Source organism: Nocardia sp. NPDC059180, assembly GCF_042754945.1.
Lineage (GTDB): Bacteria > Actinomycetota > Actinomycetes > Mycobacteriales > Mycobacteriaceae > Nocardia.
The window spans coordinates 586442-608076 of record NZ_JBHZBU010000002.1 but is presented as its reverse complement, the minus strand read 5'-3'; the positions used below and the strand labels follow the sequence as shown (position 1 = coordinate 608076).

Sequence of the window (21635 nt, the reverse complement as noted above, 5' to 3'; positions counted from 1 at the left end):
TCGTTTCGGGACCATCACTCTGTGCGCAGCCAGCGGACGAGTGATTCGGTCAGCGCGGGGTGGTCGAAGTACCCGAAGTGGTCGACGGCGGACGTGGCGTCGACGGCGAGGTGATCGGTGACCGGCAGGGGATGGGTGCCATCGAGCGCGAGAGCGCCCGCCGTCGGAACGACCAGGTCGTTGTCGGCGCGCCCGAAGACCAGGTCGACGCCGCCGTCTCCCGCGATGCGGAGCAGCGAGGAGCCTGCGGGTGGCTCGTAGTTCGCGCCCGCAGTGAAATAGCGTGCGCTGGTGGGGTGGCGGCCGGTGAGGTCTTCGGTGAGAAACGATGCACTCGGATTCATCGCCATGAGACCGTCGAGGCCCTCGGCGACGCCCGCAGCCACCTGTTTCACCAGCGCCAGCACGATATCGAGGGCGTCGGTGACGCCGTTGTCCGGCACCAGTTGCAGCAGCGAGGTGAACCGGTTGAGCAGTTGCTCGTGTCTGCCGACATCGGCCAGCGCCGTGCCTGCGTTGGGGGTACCGACCAGCACGATCTTGCCCACCGACAGCGTGTCGGTGACGTCGGCCAGATCCGGGCGCTCGGTCAGCACGCGTCCGACCAGCCCGCCGCGGGAATGGCAGACGACGTCGACGTCGAGGCGTGTACCGCGTTCGCGCAGATGGTCGATGAGCCAGCGGATGTTGTCGACCGGCGTGCGCGAGACCGTCGGATGATCGAAGGCGACGACCCGTCCTTCGTAGGCGGCGTGCAGTTCTCGCATCGTCTCCATCGGAAGTTCGCCGAAAGCGCCGTGCGCCGAACTGAAAGTGCCGTGCAGCAGCAACAATGCCCGGCCCGTACCCATCTGGCCCAGCGCGTCGTTGCTCAGCTCGGCCCCGGAGGCGCGGTAGTTGTCCGGACCGACTGCGCGCAAGCGATGCGGATGCCGCCTGTTCTCGACGAATTCGGCGAACCGCGCACCGACCCAGCCCGCGCCTTCGCGCACCAACCGGAACACGAGCACTTTCAAGATCTTGGTGCCGATCGCGCCGGTCAATCCGCGGTGCGCACCGGGGGCCTCGGCCGCGGGCACCACGGTGCGCGGAATCCGATAGGTGAGCAGGCCCGGGGCCGCGTCCGGGAAGTGCCAGGTGACCGCACCGTCCTCGGAGACGTACAACACCACTTGCCGCCAGCCCGCGCCCGGATCCTCGACCTGCATGACGATATCGTCCGGCCCACCGGCCGCCCTGGTCCCGCTCGATTCGGTCCGTTCGCGCGGTTCGAGGATCTCGACGGTGAGATCCTCCTCGATATCGTTGAGCGTCAACGCCGTCAGTAGTGAGTCGGTGGTCTGTTCGGCGGCACGGGTGCCGGTGCTGCTCGCCTCGTGCACGGTCGCCCGCCCGGCCAGGCCGGGAGTACGCAAGGTGATCCGCCGGTGCACCTCGACCGCACGGCCGTCCTCATCGAGCAGGAACTCCTCGGGCATATGCCGCTACCTTTCCGGTGATCTGGTGCGCCGCAGTGTCAGTCGTGGATGGCCGAAAGCGAGAAAGCCGAGATGGGTCGGGGTGATCCGCTCGGGATCGGCCGCCACCCGGTCGCGGGTGTAGTCGGCGCGAGCTCGGCGCAGCAGCTCCGCGACCGGAACCGGCGGGTCGGCGAACGCGCCGTCGTAGAAGCGCGCCGCGAGTTCGGCGGCGACGGTGTCGTCGATGGTCCACAACGGGGCCACGACACCGATCGCGCCGGTGCGCAGCAGCGCCGTCGCGAATCCTGCGTAGCTGCCGAGGATCGACTGGCCCGCTCCGACCGAACAGGCGTTCAGGTAGACGAACGGCGTGCTGCTGGTGTTGCGCAGGCCGCGCACCGCGAGGGCGGTGAGGAACGAGGCGGCGAATCCGTCGCCGCGCGGTTCCAGCAGGACAAGGCCGTCTTCCTGAACCGCCTCGTCGAAGGTGCCGTGCAGCGCGACGTGCAGCAGATCGACCGGCGTTCGGCCCTCCAGACAGCCGATGACCTGCTCCCGCATCGGTGGCAGGGGCGTGAGGGGGCCGTACTTCTCGTCGAACCGCACGGCCTCGGCGACCGCGGCGGGCAGCGGCGGGAAGTTCCTGACCCCCTCGTAGTCGGCGGTCAGCACCGCCTGTGCGGTGATCGGATGCTCGCGACGCGAACTCGGCCGCGGCCCCTCCGGCGCGAAGGGCCAGCGCGACATCGCCAGATGCGCGCCGAGGAATGGGGCCTCGCCCGCATAGCGGGTGTCCAGGGGCGGGTCGAAGACGGCGAGCTCCCACGGGACGAACGCCTCCTCGGTCAGCCAGAGCACGGCTGGGGCGTCGATGCGCTCGCGCACGAGCTCGCGCAGCACCGTGCGGATTCCGCTCGGCAGGGCCGAGAACACCAGATCGCCGTAGCCCTTCAGGTTGTCGAAGATCCCGACCCCACGAAACGCCTCCGCTTTGACCAGTCGGCGGGTGTAGGTGGCGAAATCGCGTGCGGTGTGGTCGATCCGGCTGCGTCGCTCGGCATCGGGGAGCGTGATGTGGCCGCCGAGGGCGTAGGCGTCCCACACGTAGGTGTCGGGTTCGTCGGCCCGGTACACCACGACGACGAGGTCGGGCGGGGTCTCGTCGAGTAGCGACCCGAGATCCAGCAGCTGGCGTGGCGGCGGGGGAGGAGGCGGCTGGGTGGCCAGCCTGCTCGCATTCGCGACGACGACGAGAGTGCGGGCGGCCAGCCCGATGATCCGCCCTTGCCTGCGGATGATCAGCCGGAGGGTGCGTTCGGGCGTCAGTGACGGATCGGTCAGCGCGCGCAGGGTGAGGGTGTGGCGCGGGTACGGATCCGCGAGCGTCACCCGCACACCGATATGCGGATCACCGGCGACGACCAGCGATTTCGGGTCGACCAGCACCTCGATATCGATCTCGAATTCAGGGTCGGAGGAGTACACGTGCATCTGGCCGGACACCATCGTCGCCATATCGAAGGTCTCCGACAGCCCGACGGTGAGCTCGAACGGCTCGTTGGCGATGACGACGTCGGGCGCCTCCAGTCGCGGGTAGCAGGCGTAGGCCCAGATGTCGTCGGTCGGTGCGACCTGTGATGGTGTCAGATCATCGATAGCCTGGGGCAGGTCCGCGTTCGCGTCGGTGTTGGACATCCCCGGAAAGCCGCCGTCGTCCACCGCGGAAACATCGGTTCCCTGATGCGACGGATCTCGTCTGCGAAACCGTAAGCGGAGGCGGCGCCTGCGATGGCTGTGTGCTGCGCCGTCGTCGTCGTCGCCGGGCGGCGGCTGTGTACTCCACTGCTCTTGCTGCGGCGACTGCGGCTGCCCCCACTGCTCCTGCTGGGGCAATGAGTCGTGGTGGGCCTGGCCCGGCGGCTGCGTCTGCGTGGCCTGCGGCGGCGGTACGACCACCGCCCGTGTCAGTGCGTCCCGGAATTCCGGATCTGCGCGCGCCGTCGATTCGAGGACCTGGCGCGCCGCGACCCGAGTAGCTTCGGAGGGCTTGCCGCTCGACCGGGTTTCCCAGATCAGCTGATCAATCGCGGGGTCGGTGCCGAGCCGTGCGGTGACGATGGACGAGACCTTGTCCGACGCGGTATCCAACGCCCAGCCGGTGAACTCGCCCACGCGCAGCCCCACACGGGCCTGCCACCCCACCGCGTGCGCGATCAGCAGGTCGACCACGAGATCCATATCCACGCGGGCCCCTCCTGTCCCTGTCGTATGGCTCGGTCACCGCGCACAGCCGATACGTATTCGGAAAGTCTTCCAGAAACGCGGACCCGTCCGCAGCTTTCGGTGACATCGCTTTACATATGCGGCGTCGGGCCTCTCACCGCGCCGTGAACACACCGACCGCCCGGTCCGGTCCTGTCCCAACCGCCGTTGACGTGCACGAACGGGATCCTCTCCGCCGCAACGGATCGCGTTCTGTGAGCCGGCGTTGCCAGTTCGGCAGAGAGTTTTCGGCAATGCTGCTAGTGTGGGCGAGTCGTCGGGTTCCGAGCTGCCGGGGCAGGGTTGGTCCGTTGGCTCGGCGGTCGATCGAAGTGCTTGTCCGGCGGTTGCTTTCGGGCAGCCTGTCGAGGGTTTTCGATGCTCTGCCGGGTGCCCGACGCACAACCTCATCCGGCCAGAGGTGCAGTCATGGTCGGGCGTCACGAGGAAGGCGAAAAGAAGCGCTGTGGCAGCAGGCTGTGGCATCTTGTGGCGCTCCCTCGAGCCACGTCAACGAGAGAGCTGATGAATCTGAATATCGCCGTGCTGGTTCCGTGGATCTTGGCTCCTGCTCTCGTCCTCGCGGTGGCCTGGTACGCGGTGCGGGCGGTGCGGGAGCAGCGGACCCGGGCCGACGCGCTGGAGCGAGACCTCGGTATCCGCGAGGAGATCCTGGAGCGTTTCGCCACCACAACGCTGCCGTCGCTGACCGAGTCGGTCCGCAGGCATGAGCAGCCCGCGAGTGTCGTCGAAGTCCCGGAGGGGCTGGAGGATTCGCGGTTCGCGCAGGTCATGCGCTGGGTGTCCGAGCGCATTTCCGAGGATTTGCGCGGAATCCAGACCGAGACCAGGGAAAATACGGTCCGCGAGGCCGAAGAGCAGACCCATCGCGCGATCACCACCGCCGAGTCCACCGTGCGCGCCGACGAGGCGGCCAAACGTGAGAAGGCCGAAGGCGCGGCACGTGAGGCCACCAGTGCCGCAGTGCGCTCGTTCGGTACCTCCGTGGTCAGCCTCGGTGCCGATGTGAGCCAGGTGGTCAGCGCCGCCCTGCGCGAGCATCGCGACGACGCGGTCTACGAAACCCTCATCCGCATCGACCACACCGTGCAGCAGATGATCCGTCAGGCGCAGTCCTACGTGATCGTGTGTGGTGGTCTGCCCGGACGCCGCTGGCCCGCGCAGTCGCTCACCGACGTGGTCGGCGGCGCCACCGGCCGCGTCCGCGACTTCCTGCGAGTGCGTTCGGGCCAGCTCGATCGCGTGGTGATCAGCCGTTCGGTGGAGCCGCTGGTGCACACCCTCGCCGCGCTCATCGACAACGCGCTGCGCTACTCGCCGCCCACCTCCTACGTCGACGTCAGCTTCCAGGAAGGCCATCACGGCGTCACCGTGATCGTCGACGACGCCGGTGTGCGCATGAACGCCGAGCAGATGGAAGAGGCCAGGCAGGTGCTCGCGCACGAACGCTCGGTCGACATCCACCAGCTCGGCCCGGCCCCCAAGGTCGGTTTCCCCGGCATCGCGGCGCTGGCCCGCCGTTACGGATTCACCGTCTACATCGATGGCCCCAACGCCTACGGCGGTATGCGCGCCATGGTGTACATCCCCGAGACGCTGCTGGTCAGTCCGCGGGCGCCGCAGGCCGAGGACGCCGCGCCGTCGGGACCGGCGGGTATGTCGTCGATTCCGGCGGTCACGCCGTCGTCGGGTCCCGCCGCCGCCGTACTGCACGGAGAATCGGCTCCGGCCGCCACGCGGGTCCGGGAATCGGCACCGCTGGCCGCTGTTACCAGCATGACCACGGCGAGTGCCGGATCGGCCGCGGGGAGCGGTCCGGCCGAGTCGCTGATCCGAACCACGACGACGGGGGGCAATGCGTTGACCGGGGTGTCCGACTTCTCAGACACCGAGGACCGTCCCACGATGACCGACCTCACCACGGGGGGTCTGCCCAAGCGCCGCCGCCGTGCGGTCGCGGTGGTACCGCCGGTCGGGCAACGCAGCCCGAATGCCGAACCGGGCACGGCCCGGCCCGAGATCGCCGCCGCTTGGCATAGCGGCTCCAAGAGCGGCCGCGCCGCCGCAACCGACGACACCGAAGGGATGACATCCTGATGGGCTCACCGAGAACTGTTGTCAGTGACAGCACCAACAAGCTGGGCTGGTTACTCGAGGACCTCGAGATTCCCGGCGTCCGCTTCGCGGTCCTGCTGTCCGACGACGGGCTGCGGATCGCGCACTCCAGCGGAGTCACCAAAGACGACGCCGAGCGTTTCGCCGCTGCCGCGTCCGGTCTGAGTTCGCTCGGCAAGGCGCTCGGTGAGTTCTGCGGCGGCGCACAGAACGGTGTGCGGCAGAACATGACCGAGTACGACAAGGGGATGATCCTCATCACCGCGGCCGGCGAGGGTGCCCTGCTCGGGGTCTCCACCACCACCGACATCGATGTGGGCCTCATCGCGCACCGGATGAACGAGCTGGCCGGCCGAGTCGGCCACGAACTCGGCAGCCAGCCGCGCGGGAGCGTTGACGGCGGCGAAATGCCATGAGCGGGCCGCGGCGTGATCCCGACCTGGTTCGCGCGTATGTGCGGACCAGGGGACGCTCGCGTCCGACCCGTGAGTTGGACTTGGTCACCCTCGTCATCGCCGTCAAGAGTCCGGGGCCGGGAACGAGTCCCGACGCGCGGCGGGTGGCCGGTGTCTGCGCCCGCGGCGCCCTCTCGATCGCCGAGATTGCCGCCTACCTGGACCTGCCGTTCTCGGTGGTCAAGATCATCGCCGCCGACCTCCTCGACACCGAACACCTCGCCATACCCACCCCGGCCGAATCACTGCCGGAGATAGCTTTGCTCCAGGAGGTTCTCAATGGGCTCCGTGCTCTCCCGGCCTGACCGCACCGTCGACTATGTGCCGGAGACCGTGACCCGATCGGTGAAATTGCTCGTCGCCGGAAGTTTCGGGGTCGGCAAGACCACCTTCGTCAGCAGTATTTCCGAGATCAAGCCGCTACGCACCGAGGAAACCATCACCCAGGCCAGCGTCGGCATCGACGATATGGCCGGTCTGCCGGGTAAATCGCAGACCACCGTGGCGATGGATTTCGGACGTATCACGCTCAACCCCGAACTGGCGCTGTACCTTTTCGGCACCCCGGGCCAGCAGCGGTTCGTGCCACTGTGGGAAGAGTTGGCCCGAGGTGCGCTCGGCGCGCTGGTTCTGGTCGACACCCGCCGTATCGAGAAGTCCGACGAGGTGCTGTCGGTGCTCGAGGAACGCGGTGTGCCGTACGCGGTGGGCGTCAACGAGTTCGAAGGCGCCGACCGGTTTCCGCTCTCGGAGGTCCGCGACGCGCTCGACCTCACCCCGGACACCCCACTGACCGCACTGGACGCGCGTGACCGAGGCACCTGCCTGCGCTCGTTGATCATGCTCGTCGAATTCCTGTTCCATCGACTGGAGTCTCGTCTTTGACAACCCATCAGCCCGTCACAACACCACAACCTCCCTTCAGCGGCTGCCCGGTCGCGCACGGATCGCCGGTCGATTCCGAGGGCCCGCGCATCTCGCTGTATACCGAGGAGTTCTCCGACGATCCGCATCACGCCTACCGTGAGATGCGTCGACGATTCGGCTCGCTGGTCCCGATCGATCTGGCGCCCGACGTGCCTGCGACTCTGGTGATCGGTTACCAGGACGCGGTGCGGATCCTCAACGACCCCGACCACTTCCCGGCCGACCCGCGCACCTGGCAGACGAGCATTCCGCCGGACTCGCCGGTCAAGCCGATGATGGAGTGGTATCCGAACGCGCTGCGCAACAGCGGCACCGCCCACGCTCGCTACCGGGCCGCCTACGTCGCGGGTATCGACAAGATCGATCTGAACGCCCTCAACAGCACCGTCGAGAAGATCGCGATGCCGTTGATCAACACCTTCTGCGAAGAAGGTTCGGCCGATCTGGTCACCCAGTACGCGTTCCCGCTGGTGTTCGAGGTGCTGAACCAGCTGGTCGGCTGCTCACCGGAATTGGGGCAGCGGATCGCCGCGGGCATGGCCGCCCTGTTCGACACAGTCAATGCCGAGTGGGGGATGACCTACCTCAGCGAGGCGCTGATGGAGCTCATCCAGCTCAAGCGGTCCCAGCCCGGTGACGACGTCACCTCGGTGCTGGTGGCGCATCCGTCGAATCTGGACGACGAGGAACTGCTGTCCAACCTGATCAGTTTCTACGGCGCGGGCCTGGAACCGCAGCAGAACCTGATCCTCAACACCCTGCTGCTGATGCTCACCGACGACCGTTTCGGCGGCGACATGCTCGGCGGCAGCCTCTCGACTCGTGACGCGCTCGACGAGGTGTTGTTCAACGACCCGCCGATGGCGAACTTCTGCACCACCTATCCGCGCCAGCCCATCCTGATCGACAACGCGTGGCTACCCGCGCACCAGCCGGTGCTGATCAGTCTGGCCGGGTGCAACACCGATCCCGCGATCCGTGGCGGTGACCGTACCGGTAACCGCTCGCATCTGGCGTGGAGCATCGGGCCGCATGCCTGCCCCGCGCAGTCGGTGGCGCTTGTGGTGGTACAGGAAGCCATCGACCAGCTACTGGATGCGCTACCCGAAATGCGGTTGGCGCAGTCGATGGATGAATTGTCTTGGCGGCCTGGGCCTTTCCACCGCGCGCTGACGACCTTGCCGGTAACCTTCCCAGAGTCCCCTCCGTTGAACATTGCGTAAGGATCCTGTGGTGGAGCGCGAAACGATCGTCCTGGACATGGCGGGAGCAGACACCCACGGCGAGGCCGCACGGCTTCGGGAGCGTGGGCCTGCGGCGCTGGTGGAGTTGCCCAACGGTGTGCCCGCGTGGTCGGTGACCGACGCCGCAGCGCTCAAGAGCCTGCTGGCCGATCCCCGGGTGTCGAAGGATCCCCGGCAGCACTGGACGGCGTTCATCAACGGTGAGATCACCCACGAGTGGCCGCTGTTCCCGTGGATCGCGGTGGACAACATGTTCACCGCCTATGGCAAGGACCATCGTCGGCTGCGCCGTTTGGTGGCGCGGGCGTTCACCGCGCGCCGCACCGCGGCGCTGCGTCCACGGATCGAGCAGGTCACCGCCGAACTGCTGGACGCGCTGGCGGCGATGCCCGCCGGTGCGGTGGTGGATCTGCGAGCGCACTACGCCTACCCGGTGCCGATCCAGATCCTCACCGAACTGCTCGGGCTGCCGGAAACGCTGGGGGCGGGCCTTCGTGTCTGTGTCGACCGGTATTTCGACACCACGATCGGCCAGGAGGAGGCGGCGGCCAACTACGTCGAGATGTACGGGCTGGTCACCGAACTGGTCACCTACCGGCGCGCCAACCCTGGCGATGACATCACCAGTGCCCTGATCGCCGCGCGGGACGAGGAAGACGGTTCGCAGCTCACCGAGAAAGAACTCGTCGACACGCTGATGCTGGTGATCAACGCCGGCCACGAGACGACGGTCAACCTGCTCGATCAGGCCATCGTCGCGCTGCTGACCCATCCCGAGCAACGCGAGGCCGTGGTGTCGGGACGGCTGCCCTGGACCGAGGTGGTCGAGGAGACCCTGCGTTTCGAAGCGCCCGTCGCGCATCTGCCGCTGCGGTTCGCCGTGGACGACATCGAACTCGACGGCGGCGTGCACATCGCGAAGGGTGAGGCGATCATCGCCTCCTACGCGGCGGCCAGCCGTGATCCCAAGGTGCACGGTGACACCGCTGACGTCTTCGATCTCGACCGCGAGAACAAGGAGCATGTCGCGTTCGGCTACGGCGCACACCACTGTGTGGGTTCGCCGCTGGCTCGGATGGAAGGTGAACTCGCCCTGCCCGCACTGTTCGCCCGGTTCCCCGAGCTGCGGCTCGCGGTCGATCCGGCCGAGCTGCGGCCGGTGGTCAGCTTCGTATCCAACGGGCATCAGCAATTACCGGTGTACCTGAGCGCAGAACGGTGATGGCAAACCTCTAGATGACTCTCCACTGGGCAACGCAGCCCTCGAACGCGTCTACCGGTTCGTGCCCGGTTCCGCACGTATCACCACACGAGACGGACGGGCCGCGAATTTCGTTGTATTCGGCGGAATTCGCGGCCGACCCGCATCGCGTCTATCGCGAGATGCGCGAGCGTTACGGGGCTCTGGTCCCCGTCGAGCTGTCGCCGGGCATCCACGCGACGCTGGTGATCGGGTACCACACGGCGGTCCGGATCCTCAATGATCCCGAGCATTTCCCGGCCGATCCCCGCTTGTGGCAGAAGAACATTCCGCTCGACTGTCCGATACTGCCCATGCTGGAGTTCCGGACCACGGCACTGCGCACCACCGGCGCCGAACACACCCGGTATCGTTCGGCCAACACCGCGGCCTTGAGCGGCGTCGATATGCATGGACTGCACGCGACGGTCGAGAAGATCGCGATATCGCTGATCAACTCGTTCTGCGAGGACGGCAATGTCGACCTCATCGGCCAATACGCCTTCCCGCTCACCTTCGCCGTGCTCAATGAGATCCTCGGCTGCCCACCCGATATCGGGCAACGGGTCGCCACCGGGATGGCGGCGATCTTCGAAGGTATCGACGCCGAGAGCGGCAACGCGATGCTGCAGGCCGCGCTCGCGGAGCTGACCGCGCGCAAGCGGCGGACGCCGGGCGATGACGTGACCACCCGCCTGCTCCAGCACGACACCCGCCTCTCGGACGAGGAAATGGTGCAGCAGCTCGTCGTGCTCTACGGGGCGGGAATCGAACCGCTGCAGAATCTGACCGTCAACACCTTGCGGCTGATGCTCACCGACGACCGGTTCGCGGGCAGCGTCCTCGACGGCAGCCTGTCCACCCGCGACGCGCTCGACGAGGTGCTGTTCACCGACCCGCCGATGGCGAATTTCTGTAGTACCTATCCCCGACAGCCCACGATGGTCGACGGTGTCTGGCTGCCCGCCCACCAGCCGGTGGTGATCAGCATGACCGGATGCAACAACGACCCGGCGATCAACAACGGGCAGTACGCCGACAACCGCTCGCACCTGGCGTTCAGTGCCGGACCGCACACCTGCCCGGCGCAGTCGGTGGCCTATCTGGTTGCTCGCGACGCCATCGATCAACTGTTGGATGCGCTGCCCGAACTGGCCTTGGCTGTGCCCGCCGAACAGCTCACCTGGCGGCCGGGCCCGTTCCATCGATCGCTATCGGCACTGCCCGCCGTGTTCCCGAAATCCCCACCGCTGCAAGCGGACTAAACACCCGGTTCGCCCCGTTTGCGTGCCCGGCTCGTGTTCTGCCCGGTACAGTCGGGCAGCAAACAGCAGCACGGGCACCGGGAGTTGCCCGCCTAACGGGGGCGGAGGGTTATCCGATCGCCTGCTCTCTGTGCGATGGAGAGCGGCGTGGCGAGTCCGCGGTGCCGGTTCGGTCCTGATCGGCCGGTGACCGCCGATCTCGCAGATCGTTATTCGTGGGTTCGGTAGTTCGGTGCAACGGCGCGCCCGAACCGGCCCACCTGGCAGACGATGACGCATCAGTGGCCCGGTGCTGTCCGGTCGCGTCCGCCGAGGTCAGACCTGGAGTTCGTTATCTTGACCATGCACCATCTCGCCGAATCCGGCCGATCCTGTCCCGTCGCGCATGCCATGCCGATGGATACCGAGGGTCCACGTATTTCACTCTATGCGGCCGAATTCGCCGCCGATCCACACCGCGCCTACCGGGAGATGCGTGCACGCTACGGCGCGCTCGTCCCGGTAGATCTGGCGCCCGGTGTGCCCGCCACGCTCGTCATCGGCTATCGCACCGCGGTGCGAATCCTCAACGACCCGGACCATTTTCCGGCCGATCCGCGAGTCTGGCAGAAGGATATTCCGCTCGACTGCCCGGTGCTGCCGCTGCTGGAATGGCGCCCACAGGCGTTGCGCAGCACCGGCGCCGAGCACGCCCGCTACCGGCAGGCCTACACCGCCGCCATCAATGGCGTCGACCTGCACACCCTGCACAGCACGGTCGAGAGGATCGCCATCCCGTTGATCAACTCGTTCTGCGAATCCGGGAGCGCGGAGCTGATCAGTCAGTACGCCTTCCCGCTCACCTTCGCGGTGCTCAACGAGATCCTCGGCTTTCCCACCGAACTCGGGCAGCGGGTGGCCACCGGGATGCAGGCCATCTTCGACGGCATCGACGCCGAGCGGGGCAATGCGATGATCACCGAGGCGGTGCTGGAGCTGGTCACCACCAAGCGCGCCGCGCCTGCCGACGATATCGCCTCCCGGCTGCTGCACCATTCGGCGGCGTTGACCGAGGAGGAGATGATCCATCAGCTGGTCACGCTCTACGGTGCGGGGATCGAGCCGCAGCAGAACCTGATCGTCAACACCGTGCTGCTGATGCTCACCGACGACCGGTTCGCGGGCAGTGTCCTGGGCGGCAGTTTGTCCACCCGTGATGCGCTCGACGAGGTGCTGTTCACCGACCCGCCGATGGCGAATTTCTGCGTGAGCTATCCACGTCAGCCGATCCTCATCGACGGGGTGTGGCTGCCTGCCCATCAGCCCGTCGTCATCAGCATGTCCGGGTGCAACAATGATCCCGAGGTCGGTATCGGCCGCTATGTCGACAACAGATCGCACTTGTCCTGGAGCGCGGGACCGCATGCGTGCCCGGCGAAATCGGTGGCGTATCTGGTGGTTCAGGATGCCATCGACCAGCTGCTGGATGTGCTGCCGGAGATGCGTCTGGCCATCGCTCCGAACCAGCTGAGCTGGCGGCCCGGGCCGTTCCACCGGGCGCTGGCCGCGATGCCGGTCGTCTTTCCGCCGTCACCGCCGTTGACCGCACGGTGAACCTTCGGGCCGCTTCCCAGCCGTTCCGGGAAGCGGCCCGAAACCTTCAGTTGGTTTCCACGTCTCGGTGGCGGAACCCGAACGCGCCTGCCGCGCACAGCACCACCGCGATGAGCGCCGTGACCAACACCGGTGCCGGTGCGAAATCCACGGCCGGAACCAGCGGAATATTGTCGAACGGCGAGATGCTCATCAGCCAATCCGGGAACTTCAAGGTCGACCCGAACATCAGCACCACGAAGCAGAAGGCTAGGGCGATCCACGCGCCCGAGGTGGCCAGCGGCAGAAAACCAAAGAGCACCAACGTAATACCGCCGAGCACCCACACCGCGGGCAGATAGGTGAGTGACGCGCCGAGCAGAGGGAGCAGCTGGGACATGTCACCGGCGATGATCCCGTACATCAGTCCCATGCCGAACCCGCCGAGGGCAAGCACCACCGCCGAGCCGGCCAGCATGATGACGGCGTGCCCGGCCAACCACCGCAGCCGCGGCAGACCGGTGGACAGCAGCGGTTCGGTGCGCCCGGCCGCCTCCTCCGCGCGCAGCCGCAGCCCCGAGGAGATCGTGTACGCGGAGCCGATCAGCGCCAGCAATCCGGCCGACATGGCGTAGAAGGCATCCACCAGACTGCCCACATCCTGGCCGAGCACCTCGCCGAGATCGACGTCGCCGAGCAGATCTCCCACATCGTTGCCGATCGAGCCGAAGGCCAGGCCCGCCAGCAGCATGCCGATCGACCAGCCGATCAGCGAACCGCGCTGGAGGTGCCACGCCAGCCCGAACGCACTCTGCAACGATTCTCCTGCGCGCGGCGGTCCGGGGCGCGGAGGTACCACGCCCGCACCGAAGTCGCGGTGATCGAGCACTCGCCGCGCCGCCACCGTCACTGCGACGGCGACCGCGAGCGACAGCAGTACCGGCCACCAGATCTCGCCGTCGTAGGGCCGCATCGCCTGACCCCAGCCCAGCGGCGACAGCCACGACAGCACACCGTTGCCCACATCGCCGACCGCGCGCAACACATACGACACCGCGATCGCCGCGCCGGTGATGCCGTAGACGGCGCGGGTGCTCTCGGTGAGCTGGGCGGCCAATAGCGCGATCGCCATGAACACCAGGCCCGCGCAGGTGGCGCCGACTCCGAGTGCGATCGATCCGGCCGCGGGCAGTCCGTAGGAGATCAGGCTCAGCGCGACGGCGAGTCCGTAGACCAGGTTGGCCAGCACGGTGACGATGGTCGCTGCGGTGAAGGTGGCGTGCCTGCCGACGACGCCGGAGCGGATGAGTTCGTCGCGGCCGGTCTCCTCATTGGCGCGGGTGTGGCGGCCCACCAGGAACATACTCATCAGCCCGGCCACGATCATGCCGAAAGCGCTTGCCTGGAAGGCGACCTGGCCGCCGATGGTGTCGAGCACCCGCGGCGGGCCTGCCATGGCCACCATTGCCGCGTTGCCTTCCATGCTCGCGGCGACCCGGTCGAGGTCTGCCTGGCTCGGATAGGCGACATCGACGCCGACGGCCTGCGAGTAGTAGACGAGGGCGCCGCCGATGAGCCACAGGGGCAGCGCGATCCGTTCGCGGCGCAGGAAGAAGCGGGTGAGGGTGCCGACGCCGGTCAGCGTGGTCGTCGTCATGATTCCTGCACCCCCGAGGCCGCGAGCTCGTCACCGTAGTGTCGAAGGAACAGCTCCTCGAGTGTGGGCGGCTGGCTGGTCAGGGTGCGGATGCCGAATCCGGTGAGGTGGCTGATGGCGGGGTCCAGATCGACGGTGTCGACCTGGAATCTGGCGCGGTTGCCTTCGACCACGAGGTCGTGCACGCCGGCGAGTTCGTCGAGCCCGGTCGGCGGGCGGGTGGTCTCGCAGGCGATGGAGGTCCTGGTCAGGTGGCGCAGGTCGGCGAGGCTGCCGGTTTCGATCGCCTTGCCGTGGCGGATGATCGTCACCCGATCGCACAGCGCCTCGACCTGGGCGAGGATATGACTGGACAGCAGGACCGTACGGCCCTCGTTCTTGATCTCGTCTACACATTCCTGGAAGACCGCTTCCATGAGCGGATCGAGCCCGGAGGTCGGTTCGTCCAGCATCAGCAGCTCCACGTCCGACGACAGCGCCGCCACCAGTGCCACCTTCTGCCGATTGCCCTTGGAGTAGGTGCGGCCCTTCTTCGTCGGGTCCAGGTCGAAACGCTCGAGCAGCTCGGCGCGGCGCTTCTCGTCGAGGCCGCCGCGCAGCTTGCCCAGCAGATCGATGACCTCGCCGCCGCTGAGATTCGGCCACAGGTTCACATCGCCGGGGACGTAGGCAAGGCGGCGGTGTAATTCGGCGGTCTGCTCCCACGGGTCACCGCCCAGCAGCATGGCCGAGCCGCTGTCGGCGCGCAGCAAACCGAGCAGAACCCGGATCGTGGTCGATTTTCCTGCCCCATTAGGGCCTAGGAAGCCATGTACCTCGCCGGTGGCGACCTGTAGGTCGAGCCCGTCCAGCGCGCGGGTCCGGCCGAAGGTTTTGACCAGGTTCGAAACATCGATTGCCGCAGACATGCATCAACGGTAGGGGCTCGAGGTCAGCACAGGCGCGATTTCGGGGGCGGTGCGCGGCCCGGCTGAGAGCCACGGTTAACTTACCGTATAGTAAGTTAACGCGTTCCCGAGGTTGAAAGGCGTTGAGGGGCACACATGGTTTCGCTTGTGGGGGATCTACCGCGCGCTGCGCGCAACGTCTGGGCGCTGTCGTTCGGCGACGGTATCGAGCCGTACGCGCCGACACCGTCGACGGTCGTCTACGACGAACCGCACCGATGCCTGCGCCGGTTCGACCGCGCCGAGCCGTCCACGCAGCGGCCGGTGCTACTGGTGCCGCCGCTCGCGGTCACCCCGGCCTGCTTCGATCTGCGCCCCGGGCAGAGCTTGGTGCAATTCCTGCTGGAGACCGGCAGGCAGCCCTACCTCATCGACTATGGCGAGATGACCTACGCCGACCGGGATCTCGGCCTGGAGGAGTGGACCCACGACATCGTGCCCACTGCCATTCGCCGGATCAGCGACGCACACGACGGCGCGGAGGTCGACGTCGTCGGCTGGTCGCTTGGCGGAATCCTGGCGGTGCTGGCCGGTGCGGGACATGCGGACCTGCCGATGGCATCGATCACCGCGATCGGACCGCCGTTCGATCAGCGCAAGACCATGACTGTAGCCCCGCTACGCATGCTCGGCGCTGTGACCGGCGGCCGCGAAGTCGATCTCGCCACCAGGGTATTCGGCGGTATTCCGAGCCAGATCGTCCGGATCGGATTCCGGGTCCAGGCCTTTCAGCGTGAACTCACCCGCCCGCTGTTCGTCGCCCGCAATATCCTCGACGAGGACGCGCTGGCCCGGATGGAGGCCATCGACCGGTTCATGTCGATGATGCCCGGCTATCCGGGCCGGCTCTACCGGCAGATCCATCGCTCGATGATCCTGCGCAACGAGCTCATGACCGGCAGCTTCCGGCTGCGTCCGGATCTGGTCGTCGAGACCGCGAAACTCACCTGCCCGGTGCTGATCATCGGCAGCCGCACCGACTTGGTCGTGCCGGCTGCCGCCGCCCGCGCCGGGCTCGAGGTGCTCACCGGCGCATCCGAAGTTCGATTCGAGGAGGTTCCCGGCGGGCACCTCGGCATTCTGGCCGGGCCGACCGCGCGCGAGACCACCTGGCGGGTCATCGACGAGTTCCTGGCACGCTGACCGACGCCGCTCATGTCGGTCCGGCCGCGTGCTGTAACCGCTCGCCCAGTTCACGGCATCGTTCGCGGAATTCGGCCGGTTCCTCGATGACGAAATCGGCTCCGGTGAGGGCGAGTTGGAGCACCAGCCATTCGAACGAGTCCACCCGGGTGATCACCCGGGACCGGTCCGCCGATAGTGCCTCGATGTCGCAGTTCTGGAACTTCAAGGCGTCGCGGATCGTCGCGGCGGGCGCGTCGACGGTGGCGATCGCGCGGTAGCGGCGTGCGGTGAGACCGGCGCGCAGATAGGCGATACCGGACTCGGCGGGCAATGGTCGCGGGGTGAACCGGGCGCCGGTGGCCACGGCTCCGGTGATCCGATCGATGCGGAAAGTGCGCCAGTCGGCGCGATCGAGGTCCCAGGCGAGCAGATACCAGCGCAGATGCAGGTTGACCTGGCGATACGGCTCGACCCGCCGAGCAGAATTCGCGCCGGTCTTGTCGGCGTAATCGAATCGGACGCGTTCGTGCCCGGCCGCCGCGGCGCCCAGCAGCGACAGCAGCTCGGTATCGACCGACGGCGCGGCGAGCGGAGCCGCCTCGAGTGAGCTGCGCACGGCCTCGGCGCGCAGCCGCAACCGGGTGGGCAGGAACTGGTCGATCTTGCCGAAGGCCCTGTCGGCGGCCGCGCCGATATCGGAGCGTGCGGTGCCGTGCGGGTCGTCAGGGGTGGTGGCGCCGAGCAGGGCCAGCGCTATGAGCGTGGCCACCGCTTCGTCGTCGTCGAGGACCAATGGCGGCAGGGTGCGACCGGCTGCCAGCTGGTAGTAGCCCGTGGGGCCGGGCTGGGTCGCGACCGGGTATCCGTAGGCGCGTAGCCGGTCGATATCGCGGCGCAGGGTGCGCGGGCTGACCTCCAGCCGCGAGGACAGGTCGCGGCCGGTGAAACGACGGCCGGTCTGCAGGGTGGCCAGCAATTCGAGCATCCGGCCGGTGGTGTCGGGCATACCTCCATTCTCCGCGCATTGCGGTCAAGATCTGGCCGCATCTGGTCATACGGTCGAGTGGTGACTTCCAACGACATCGGTCCGACGCGCTCGATCCGCATCCGGGCGGCGCGCACCCACAATCTGCGTGGCATCGATATCGACGTCCCGCGCGGCAGGCTGGTGGTCTTCGCTGGAGTCTCCGGCTCCGGCAAATCCTCGCTGGTGTTCGACACCATCGCCGCCGAGGCCGGTTATCAACTCAACGAGACCTATCCGCCGTTCGTGCGCAACCGCCTGCCGCGCTGGAGCAGGCCGCAGGTGGATTCGATCGACGGGTTGTCGCCGGTGGTGGTGATCGACCAGAAGCGGCTCGGCGGCAATGCCCGGTCCACCGTCGGCACCATCACCGACGTCTACACCTATCTGCGCTTGCTGTTCTCACGGGTGAGCGAACCGTTTGTGGGGGAGTCGAATCACTTCTCGTTCAACGATCCGGCCGGTATGTGCCCGACGTGCGCGGGCCTGGGGGAGACCCTCGCGACCGATGTGGATCGTGTGCTCGATCTGGACAAATCGCTGGAGCAAGGCGCGATCCTGCTGCCCGGCTTCGGTCATGGCCAGTACTGGTATCGGCAATACGCGGACATCGGATCCTTCGATCCGGCGACGCCGCTGCGGGAGTGGGCCCCTGAGGAACGGACGGCGCTGCTGTACGGCGGCACCGCGGCGGCCCGGCTCGGTACCCGGCCGCCGAAGGACTATGAGGGGGTCGTCGAGCGGTTCGAGCGGATCTACCTGCACACCTCGGACGAGATGTCGGAACGCAAACAGGCGGTGGTGCACCGATTCACCCACGCCGAGTCCTGCCGGGACTGCGGTGGCGACCGGTTGAACAAGGCGGCCCGGACCGCGCGGGTGCTCGGGCACACCATCGTCGAGCTCGGCTACACAGAGGTGGGGGAGCTGGCCGATATCGTCACCGGGGTCCGGGAGCCGAGCGTGGCGCCCGTGGTGGCGGCACTGCGTGAGCGGCTCGTCGCGCTGACGACCATCGGGCTCGGTTACCTGACTCTGTCGCGGCCGACGCTCACGCTCTCCGGCGGCGAATCGCAGCGCATCAAAACGGTGCGTCATCTGGGGAGCAGTCTCACCGAAATGCTCTATGTCTTCGACGAACCGACCATCGGCTTGCACCCGCACGATGTGCGGTCGATGACCGCACTGCTGAAACAGCTGCGGGACAAGGGCAATGCGGTGCTGGTGGTCGAACACGATCCCGACGTCATGCAGATCGCCGACCAGATCGTCGAGATCGGGCCGGGTGCGGGAACCGACGGCGGGCGGGTGGTCTTCCAGGGCGATTTCGCCGAGCTACTGCACGCCGACACCCCGACCGGACGTGGGCTGCGCGGGCATCGCGCACCGCGCCCGCCGCGCACCGCCACCGGGAAGATCCGGATCGAGAACGCCACCCGCAACAACCTCACCGGTCTCGACGTCGATATCCCGACCGGCGTCCTCACCGTGCTGACCGGAGTCGCCGGTTCCGGAAAATCGAGCCTTGCCGCCGAACTGGCGGCCCAGCATCCGGCCACGGTCGTCGACCAGCGTCCAGTGAGCACCAATCGGCGTTCGACCCCCATTACCTACACCGGCATAGCGCCGGCGATCCGAAAACTGTTCGCCCGTAACAATGCGGTCCCCGCCGCGCTGTTCAGCGCCAACTCCGCGGGTGCCTGCCCGGTGTGTAAGGGGCTGGGCGTGATCTACACCGACCTGGCGTTCATGGACGGTCAGGAAATCGTATGCGAAACCTGCGGTGGGCGCCGCTTCACCGACGAGGTGCTCGGCTACCGGGTCGACGGCCTCTCGATCGCCGATATCGACGATCTCACCGTCGACGAGGCAATGCGCAGGCTCACCACGCCGTCGATTACCGCCGCGCTCGGCCATATCGCCGATGTCGGTCTCGGCTATCTGCGCCTGGGTCAATCGCTGACGACACTGTCCGGCGGCGAATGCCAGCGCCTGAAGATCGCCAGGGAACTCGCCGCCCGAGCCGAACACACCCTCTACATCCTCGACGAGCCGACCACCGGACTGCATCTGTCCGATATCGACACCCTGCTCGGTGTGCTGGATTCCCTTGTCGGCAAGGGCGACACCGTCGTCGTCATCGAACACAACCTGGAGGTCATCCGGCGTGCCGATCGGGTGATCGACCTCGGCCCTGGCCCTGGCCGTCATGGTGGACGACTCATCTACGAAGGAACACCCGAGCAGCTCGCTGCCTGCAAAGAATCGGCCACCGGGCACGCGCTGCGCGAGATGATGCGCTGATGTCAGTGTCGCGTCTCGACCGACCTGAGGTTCGCCCGGCGAGACAGCGGCGCCGGCCTCAAGACTGGGAGCGGGCGATGATCACCGGGCACTCGGTCGCGTGCAGCACGGCCTGGCTGACCGATCCGAGCGTCATGCCGACGAAGCCACCGTGGCCGTGGCTACCAACGACCAGGAGCTGGGCGCCGGCGGCGGTGGCGAGCAACAATCGCGCGGGACGATCTTCCGCGACGATCAGTCGCACCGAGACGCCGGGGTACCGGGAACGCAACGGCGCCAGAGTTTCCGACAATTTCGCTCGCGCCTCGGCCTCGAGTTCGGCGCGCGAGAGGTAGCGGTAGAACTCCGTCCATGCCGACACCGCAACCAGTTCGGTGTCGCGCCGCGCGGCTTGGTCGAAGGCGATATCGATGGCGCGGACACTGGTGGGCGAGCAGTCGGTGCCGACCACCACGGGGCCGTCGGTGCGTTCGGCCGATTCGGGGATGATCGCGACCGGACAGTGGGCGTGGCGCGCCAGCGATGTGCTCACCGATCCGAGCAGGCCCCGCCGCAGCGCGCCGAGCCCGCGGGTACCGACGACGAGCAACCTGGCCGACGTCGAGCGATCACGCAGCAGCGGCACCGGCGCTGCCTCCCGCACGCAGGTCTCGATGTCGATCTCGCCGATCGGAGCCGCTGCTGCGGCAGCGATCTCGGCGGCTTCGGCGAGTATCTCCTCCCCGGCCTTGCGGTAGGTTTCGGCGTCGATCGGTGCGTAACCGAGGGTCGGGCCCACATCGATCGGTACCCCGATCGCGTACACGATGTGCAGCGGGCAGCCGTGGCGGGCGGCGTCGGCGGCGGCCCAGCGCACCGCGCCGAACGCCGAAGGCGAGCCGTCGGCGCCGACGACGACCGGTGCGCTGGGGGTGGTCATGGCGCGGCCCTCAGCGTGCGGACCGGTCGACGGAGAAGAACTCGGCGACCGGCCGCCGCGGCGTCGGCGGCTGCTCCGGGCCTTCTGGTGCGGTGCCGACGCGCACCACCACCTGCGGCACACCGGGCCGGGGGATCAGCCCGGCGATGATGCGCCTGCTCGACGGCAATTCGGTGATATGGGTCAGCGGACAGGTCGCCAGCCCGGCCGCGGTGAATTCGAGCAGGGCCGCCGAGAGCGCTTCACCGGTGCGCAGCCAGTGCAGCGGTGCGTCGTCGGGGGAGCTGAGCACCGCCAGCTCGGCGCGATCGTCGAGGTCGCCGCGGCGCAGTGAGCGCGGTCCGGCAGGGAATTCCCGCCCGACGCCGACCTGGGACAGCTCCGCGTTCGAGGCCAGTGCGGAGGCCGGTATCCCTTCCAGATTGGCGGTATTACCCGCCCACCAGTGCAGCTCGTTCTGGTAGTGCGGATCGTGGCGGCGCAGTGCCGAGGACTGCTCCGAGGCGGCGGCCAGGCGCGGCCGCTCCGAGCCGTCGAGCTGATCGAACTCGACCTCGTAGGCCGAGATCAGCGTGCGCACCTCGGCGCTGCGCTCGTCCCAGTGCGGAGGTTCGAGCATCGGCAGCCGGTCGGTGTGGCGTCGATCGATCGCGCGGGCGAGTGCGAGCACGCGATCAGGAGGATCGGGCCGTGGCTTGAAATCGAGGACTGCCAGATGATCGCGGCGGGCAGGATCGGGCAGCCGGGTGATGTCGGTATGCCAGCCGCGGGCCGCGAACGCGGTGCTCACGTGATGCAGCATCGCCCCGCAGCTGATCACCAGCTGCCTGCCCTGTGGATCGGCCGAATGCAACCGGCGCTCCCCGTCGGCGTACAGATGCAGCCGGGCTCCGTCGAACACCCAACGCCAGGGCTGGGTGTTGTGCACCGACGGCGCCCGGCAGGCCAGCCGCAGCGCGGCCAGAACCGTCGGATGCTCGGGAATCCGAACTTCGTCGATGTTGGTCATATTTGTGAGTGTGCCCCTCCCGCAGGCTGCTGACCAGGGTCGTCGGGCGCATGTCTGGTGATCGTTCAGCACTGAGCCCGGTCTGGTCG

General features: G+C 67.5%; 17 protein-coding genes. 10 read left to right on the top strand and 7 right to left on the bottom strand.

Annotated elements, in window-relative coordinates; genetic code table 11:
* Window positions 1-14: 14 nt before the first annotated feature.
* Complete coding sequence (locus tag ACFXNW_RS08795; RefSeq protein ID WP_379417035.1) at window positions 15-1478, bottom strand: esterase/lipase family protein; 1464 nt, start codon at window positions 1476-1478, stop codon at window positions 15-17.
* A 6-nt stretch (window positions 1479-1484) separates the two neighbouring features.
* On the bottom strand, window positions 1485-3698 hold the full coding sequence (locus ACFXNW_RS08790; RefSeq protein WP_379417356.1) for a CHAT domain-containing protein: 2214 nt from the start codon (window positions 3696-3698) through the stop codon (window positions 1485-1487).
* Window positions 3699-4247: 549 nt separating this feature from the next.
* Here ACFXNW_RS08790 and ACFXNW_RS08785 point away from each other — a divergent pair.
* The 8 genes from ACFXNW_RS08785 to ACFXNW_RS08750 all read left to right on the top strand — a co-directional run bounded on the left by ACFXNW_RS08785 (window position 4248) and on the right by ACFXNW_RS08750 (window position 12582).
* The gene (locus ACFXNW_RS08785; RefSeq protein WP_379417034.1) at window positions 4248-5840 is read left to right on the top strand and encodes an ATP-binding protein; all 1593 of its coding nucleotides are present in this window, start codon (window positions 4248-4250) and stop codon (window positions 5838-5840) included.
* A complete protein-coding gene (locus ACFXNW_RS08780) occupies window positions 5840-6274 on the top strand; it encodes a roadblock/LC7 domain-containing protein (protein ID WP_379417033.1) in 435 nt (144 codons plus the stop codon). Before ACFXNW_RS08785 ends, ACFXNW_RS08780 begins: the two co-directional genes overlap by 1 nt.
* Window positions 6271-6618, top strand: coding sequence for a DUF742 domain-containing protein (locus ACFXNW_RS08775; RefSeq protein WP_379417032.1), 348 nt, complete (start codon window positions 6271-6273; stop codon window positions 6616-6618). The genes ACFXNW_RS08780 and ACFXNW_RS08775 overlap by 4 nt, the downstream gene beginning before the upstream one ends.
* On the top strand, window positions 6593-7198 hold the full coding sequence (locus ACFXNW_RS08770; RefSeq protein WP_379417031.1) for an ATP/GTP-binding protein: 606 nt from the start codon (window positions 6593-6595) through the stop codon (window positions 7196-7198). The genes ACFXNW_RS08775 and ACFXNW_RS08770 overlap by 26 nt, the downstream gene beginning before the upstream one ends.
* Entirely contained in the window at window positions 7195-8463 is a 1269-nt protein-coding gene (locus ACFXNW_RS08765; RefSeq protein WP_379417030.1) for a cytochrome P450, read from the top strand. The genes ACFXNW_RS08770 and ACFXNW_RS08765 overlap by 4 nt, the downstream gene beginning before the upstream one ends.
* Before the next feature lie 10 nt (window positions 8464-8473).
* Window positions 8474-9706: a cytochrome P450 gene (locus ACFXNW_RS08760; RefSeq protein ID WP_379417029.1), complete on the top strand. Its 1233-nt coding sequence runs from the start codon at window positions 8474-8476 to the stop codon at window positions 9704-9706.
* A gap of 161 nt (window positions 9707-9867) precedes the next feature.
* Window positions 9868-10989 carry a cytochrome P450 gene (locus ACFXNW_RS08755; RefSeq protein ID WP_379417028.1) on the top strand — a complete coding sequence of 374 codons (1122 nt, stop codon included), beginning with the start codon at window positions 9868-9870 and terminating at the stop codon, window positions 10987-10989.
* A 342-nt stretch (window positions 10990-11331) separates the two neighbouring features.
* Window positions 11332-12582: a cytochrome P450 gene (locus ACFXNW_RS08750; RefSeq protein ID WP_379417355.1), complete on the top strand. Its 1251-nt coding sequence runs from the start codon at window positions 11332-11334 to the stop codon at window positions 12580-12582.
* Between the two features lie 46 nt (window positions 12583-12628).
* Here the strand turns inward: ACFXNW_RS08750 and ACFXNW_RS08745 are convergent, their stop codons facing one another.
* Both ACFXNW_RS08745 and ACFXNW_RS08740 read right to left on the bottom strand, forming a co-directional pair.
* Window positions 12629-14218 carry an ABC transporter permease gene (locus ACFXNW_RS08745; RefSeq protein ID WP_379417027.1) on the bottom strand — a complete coding sequence of 530 codons (1590 nt, stop codon included), beginning with the start codon at window positions 14216-14218 and terminating at the stop codon, window positions 12629-12631.
* Entirely contained in the window at window positions 14215-15126 is a 912-nt protein-coding gene (locus tag ACFXNW_RS08740) for an ATP-binding cassette domain-containing protein (protein WP_379417026.1), read from the bottom strand. The genes ACFXNW_RS08745 and ACFXNW_RS08740 overlap by 4 nt, the downstream gene beginning before the upstream one ends.
* 135 nt (window positions 15127-15261) lie before the next feature.
* Here ACFXNW_RS08740 and ACFXNW_RS08735 point away from each other — a divergent pair, with 135 nt between their 5' ends.
* On the top strand, window positions 15262-16308 hold the full coding sequence (locus ACFXNW_RS08735; protein ID WP_379417025.1) for an alpha/beta fold hydrolase: 1047 nt from the start codon (window positions 15262-15264) through the stop codon (window positions 16306-16308).
* A 10-nt stretch (window positions 16309-16318) separates the two neighbouring features.
* Here the strand turns inward: ACFXNW_RS08735 and ACFXNW_RS08730 are convergent, their stop codons facing one another.
* Entirely contained in the window at window positions 16319-17296 is a 978-nt protein-coding gene (locus ACFXNW_RS08730) for a helix-turn-helix transcriptional regulator (RefSeq protein ID WP_379417024.1), read from the bottom strand.
* 60 nt (window positions 17297-17356) lie between these two features.
* On the opposite strand from ACFXNW_RS08730, the gene ACFXNW_RS08725 reads away from it, so the two are divergent.
* Window positions 17357-19618 (top strand): ATP-binding cassette domain-containing protein, encoded by a 2262-nt coding sequence (locus ACFXNW_RS08725; RefSeq protein WP_379417023.1) that lies wholly within the window; start codon window positions 17357-17359, stop codon window positions 19616-19618.
* Window positions 19619-19676: 58 nt separating this feature from the next.
* Here ACFXNW_RS08725 and ACFXNW_RS08720 read toward each other — a convergent pair whose 3' ends face one another.
* Both ACFXNW_RS08720 and ACFXNW_RS08715 read right to left on the bottom strand, forming a co-directional pair.
* The gene (locus tag ACFXNW_RS08720) at window positions 19677-20537 is read right to left on the bottom strand and encodes a universal stress protein (protein WP_379417022.1); all 861 of its coding nucleotides are present in this window, start codon (window positions 20535-20537) and stop codon (window positions 19677-19679) included.
* 10 nt (window positions 20538-20547) lie between these two features.
* Window positions 20548-21546, bottom strand: coding sequence for an Acg family FMN-binding oxidoreductase (locus ACFXNW_RS08715; protein ID WP_379417021.1), 999 nt, complete (start codon window positions 21544-21546; stop codon window positions 20548-20550).
* Window positions 21547-21635: the final 89 nt, after the last annotated feature.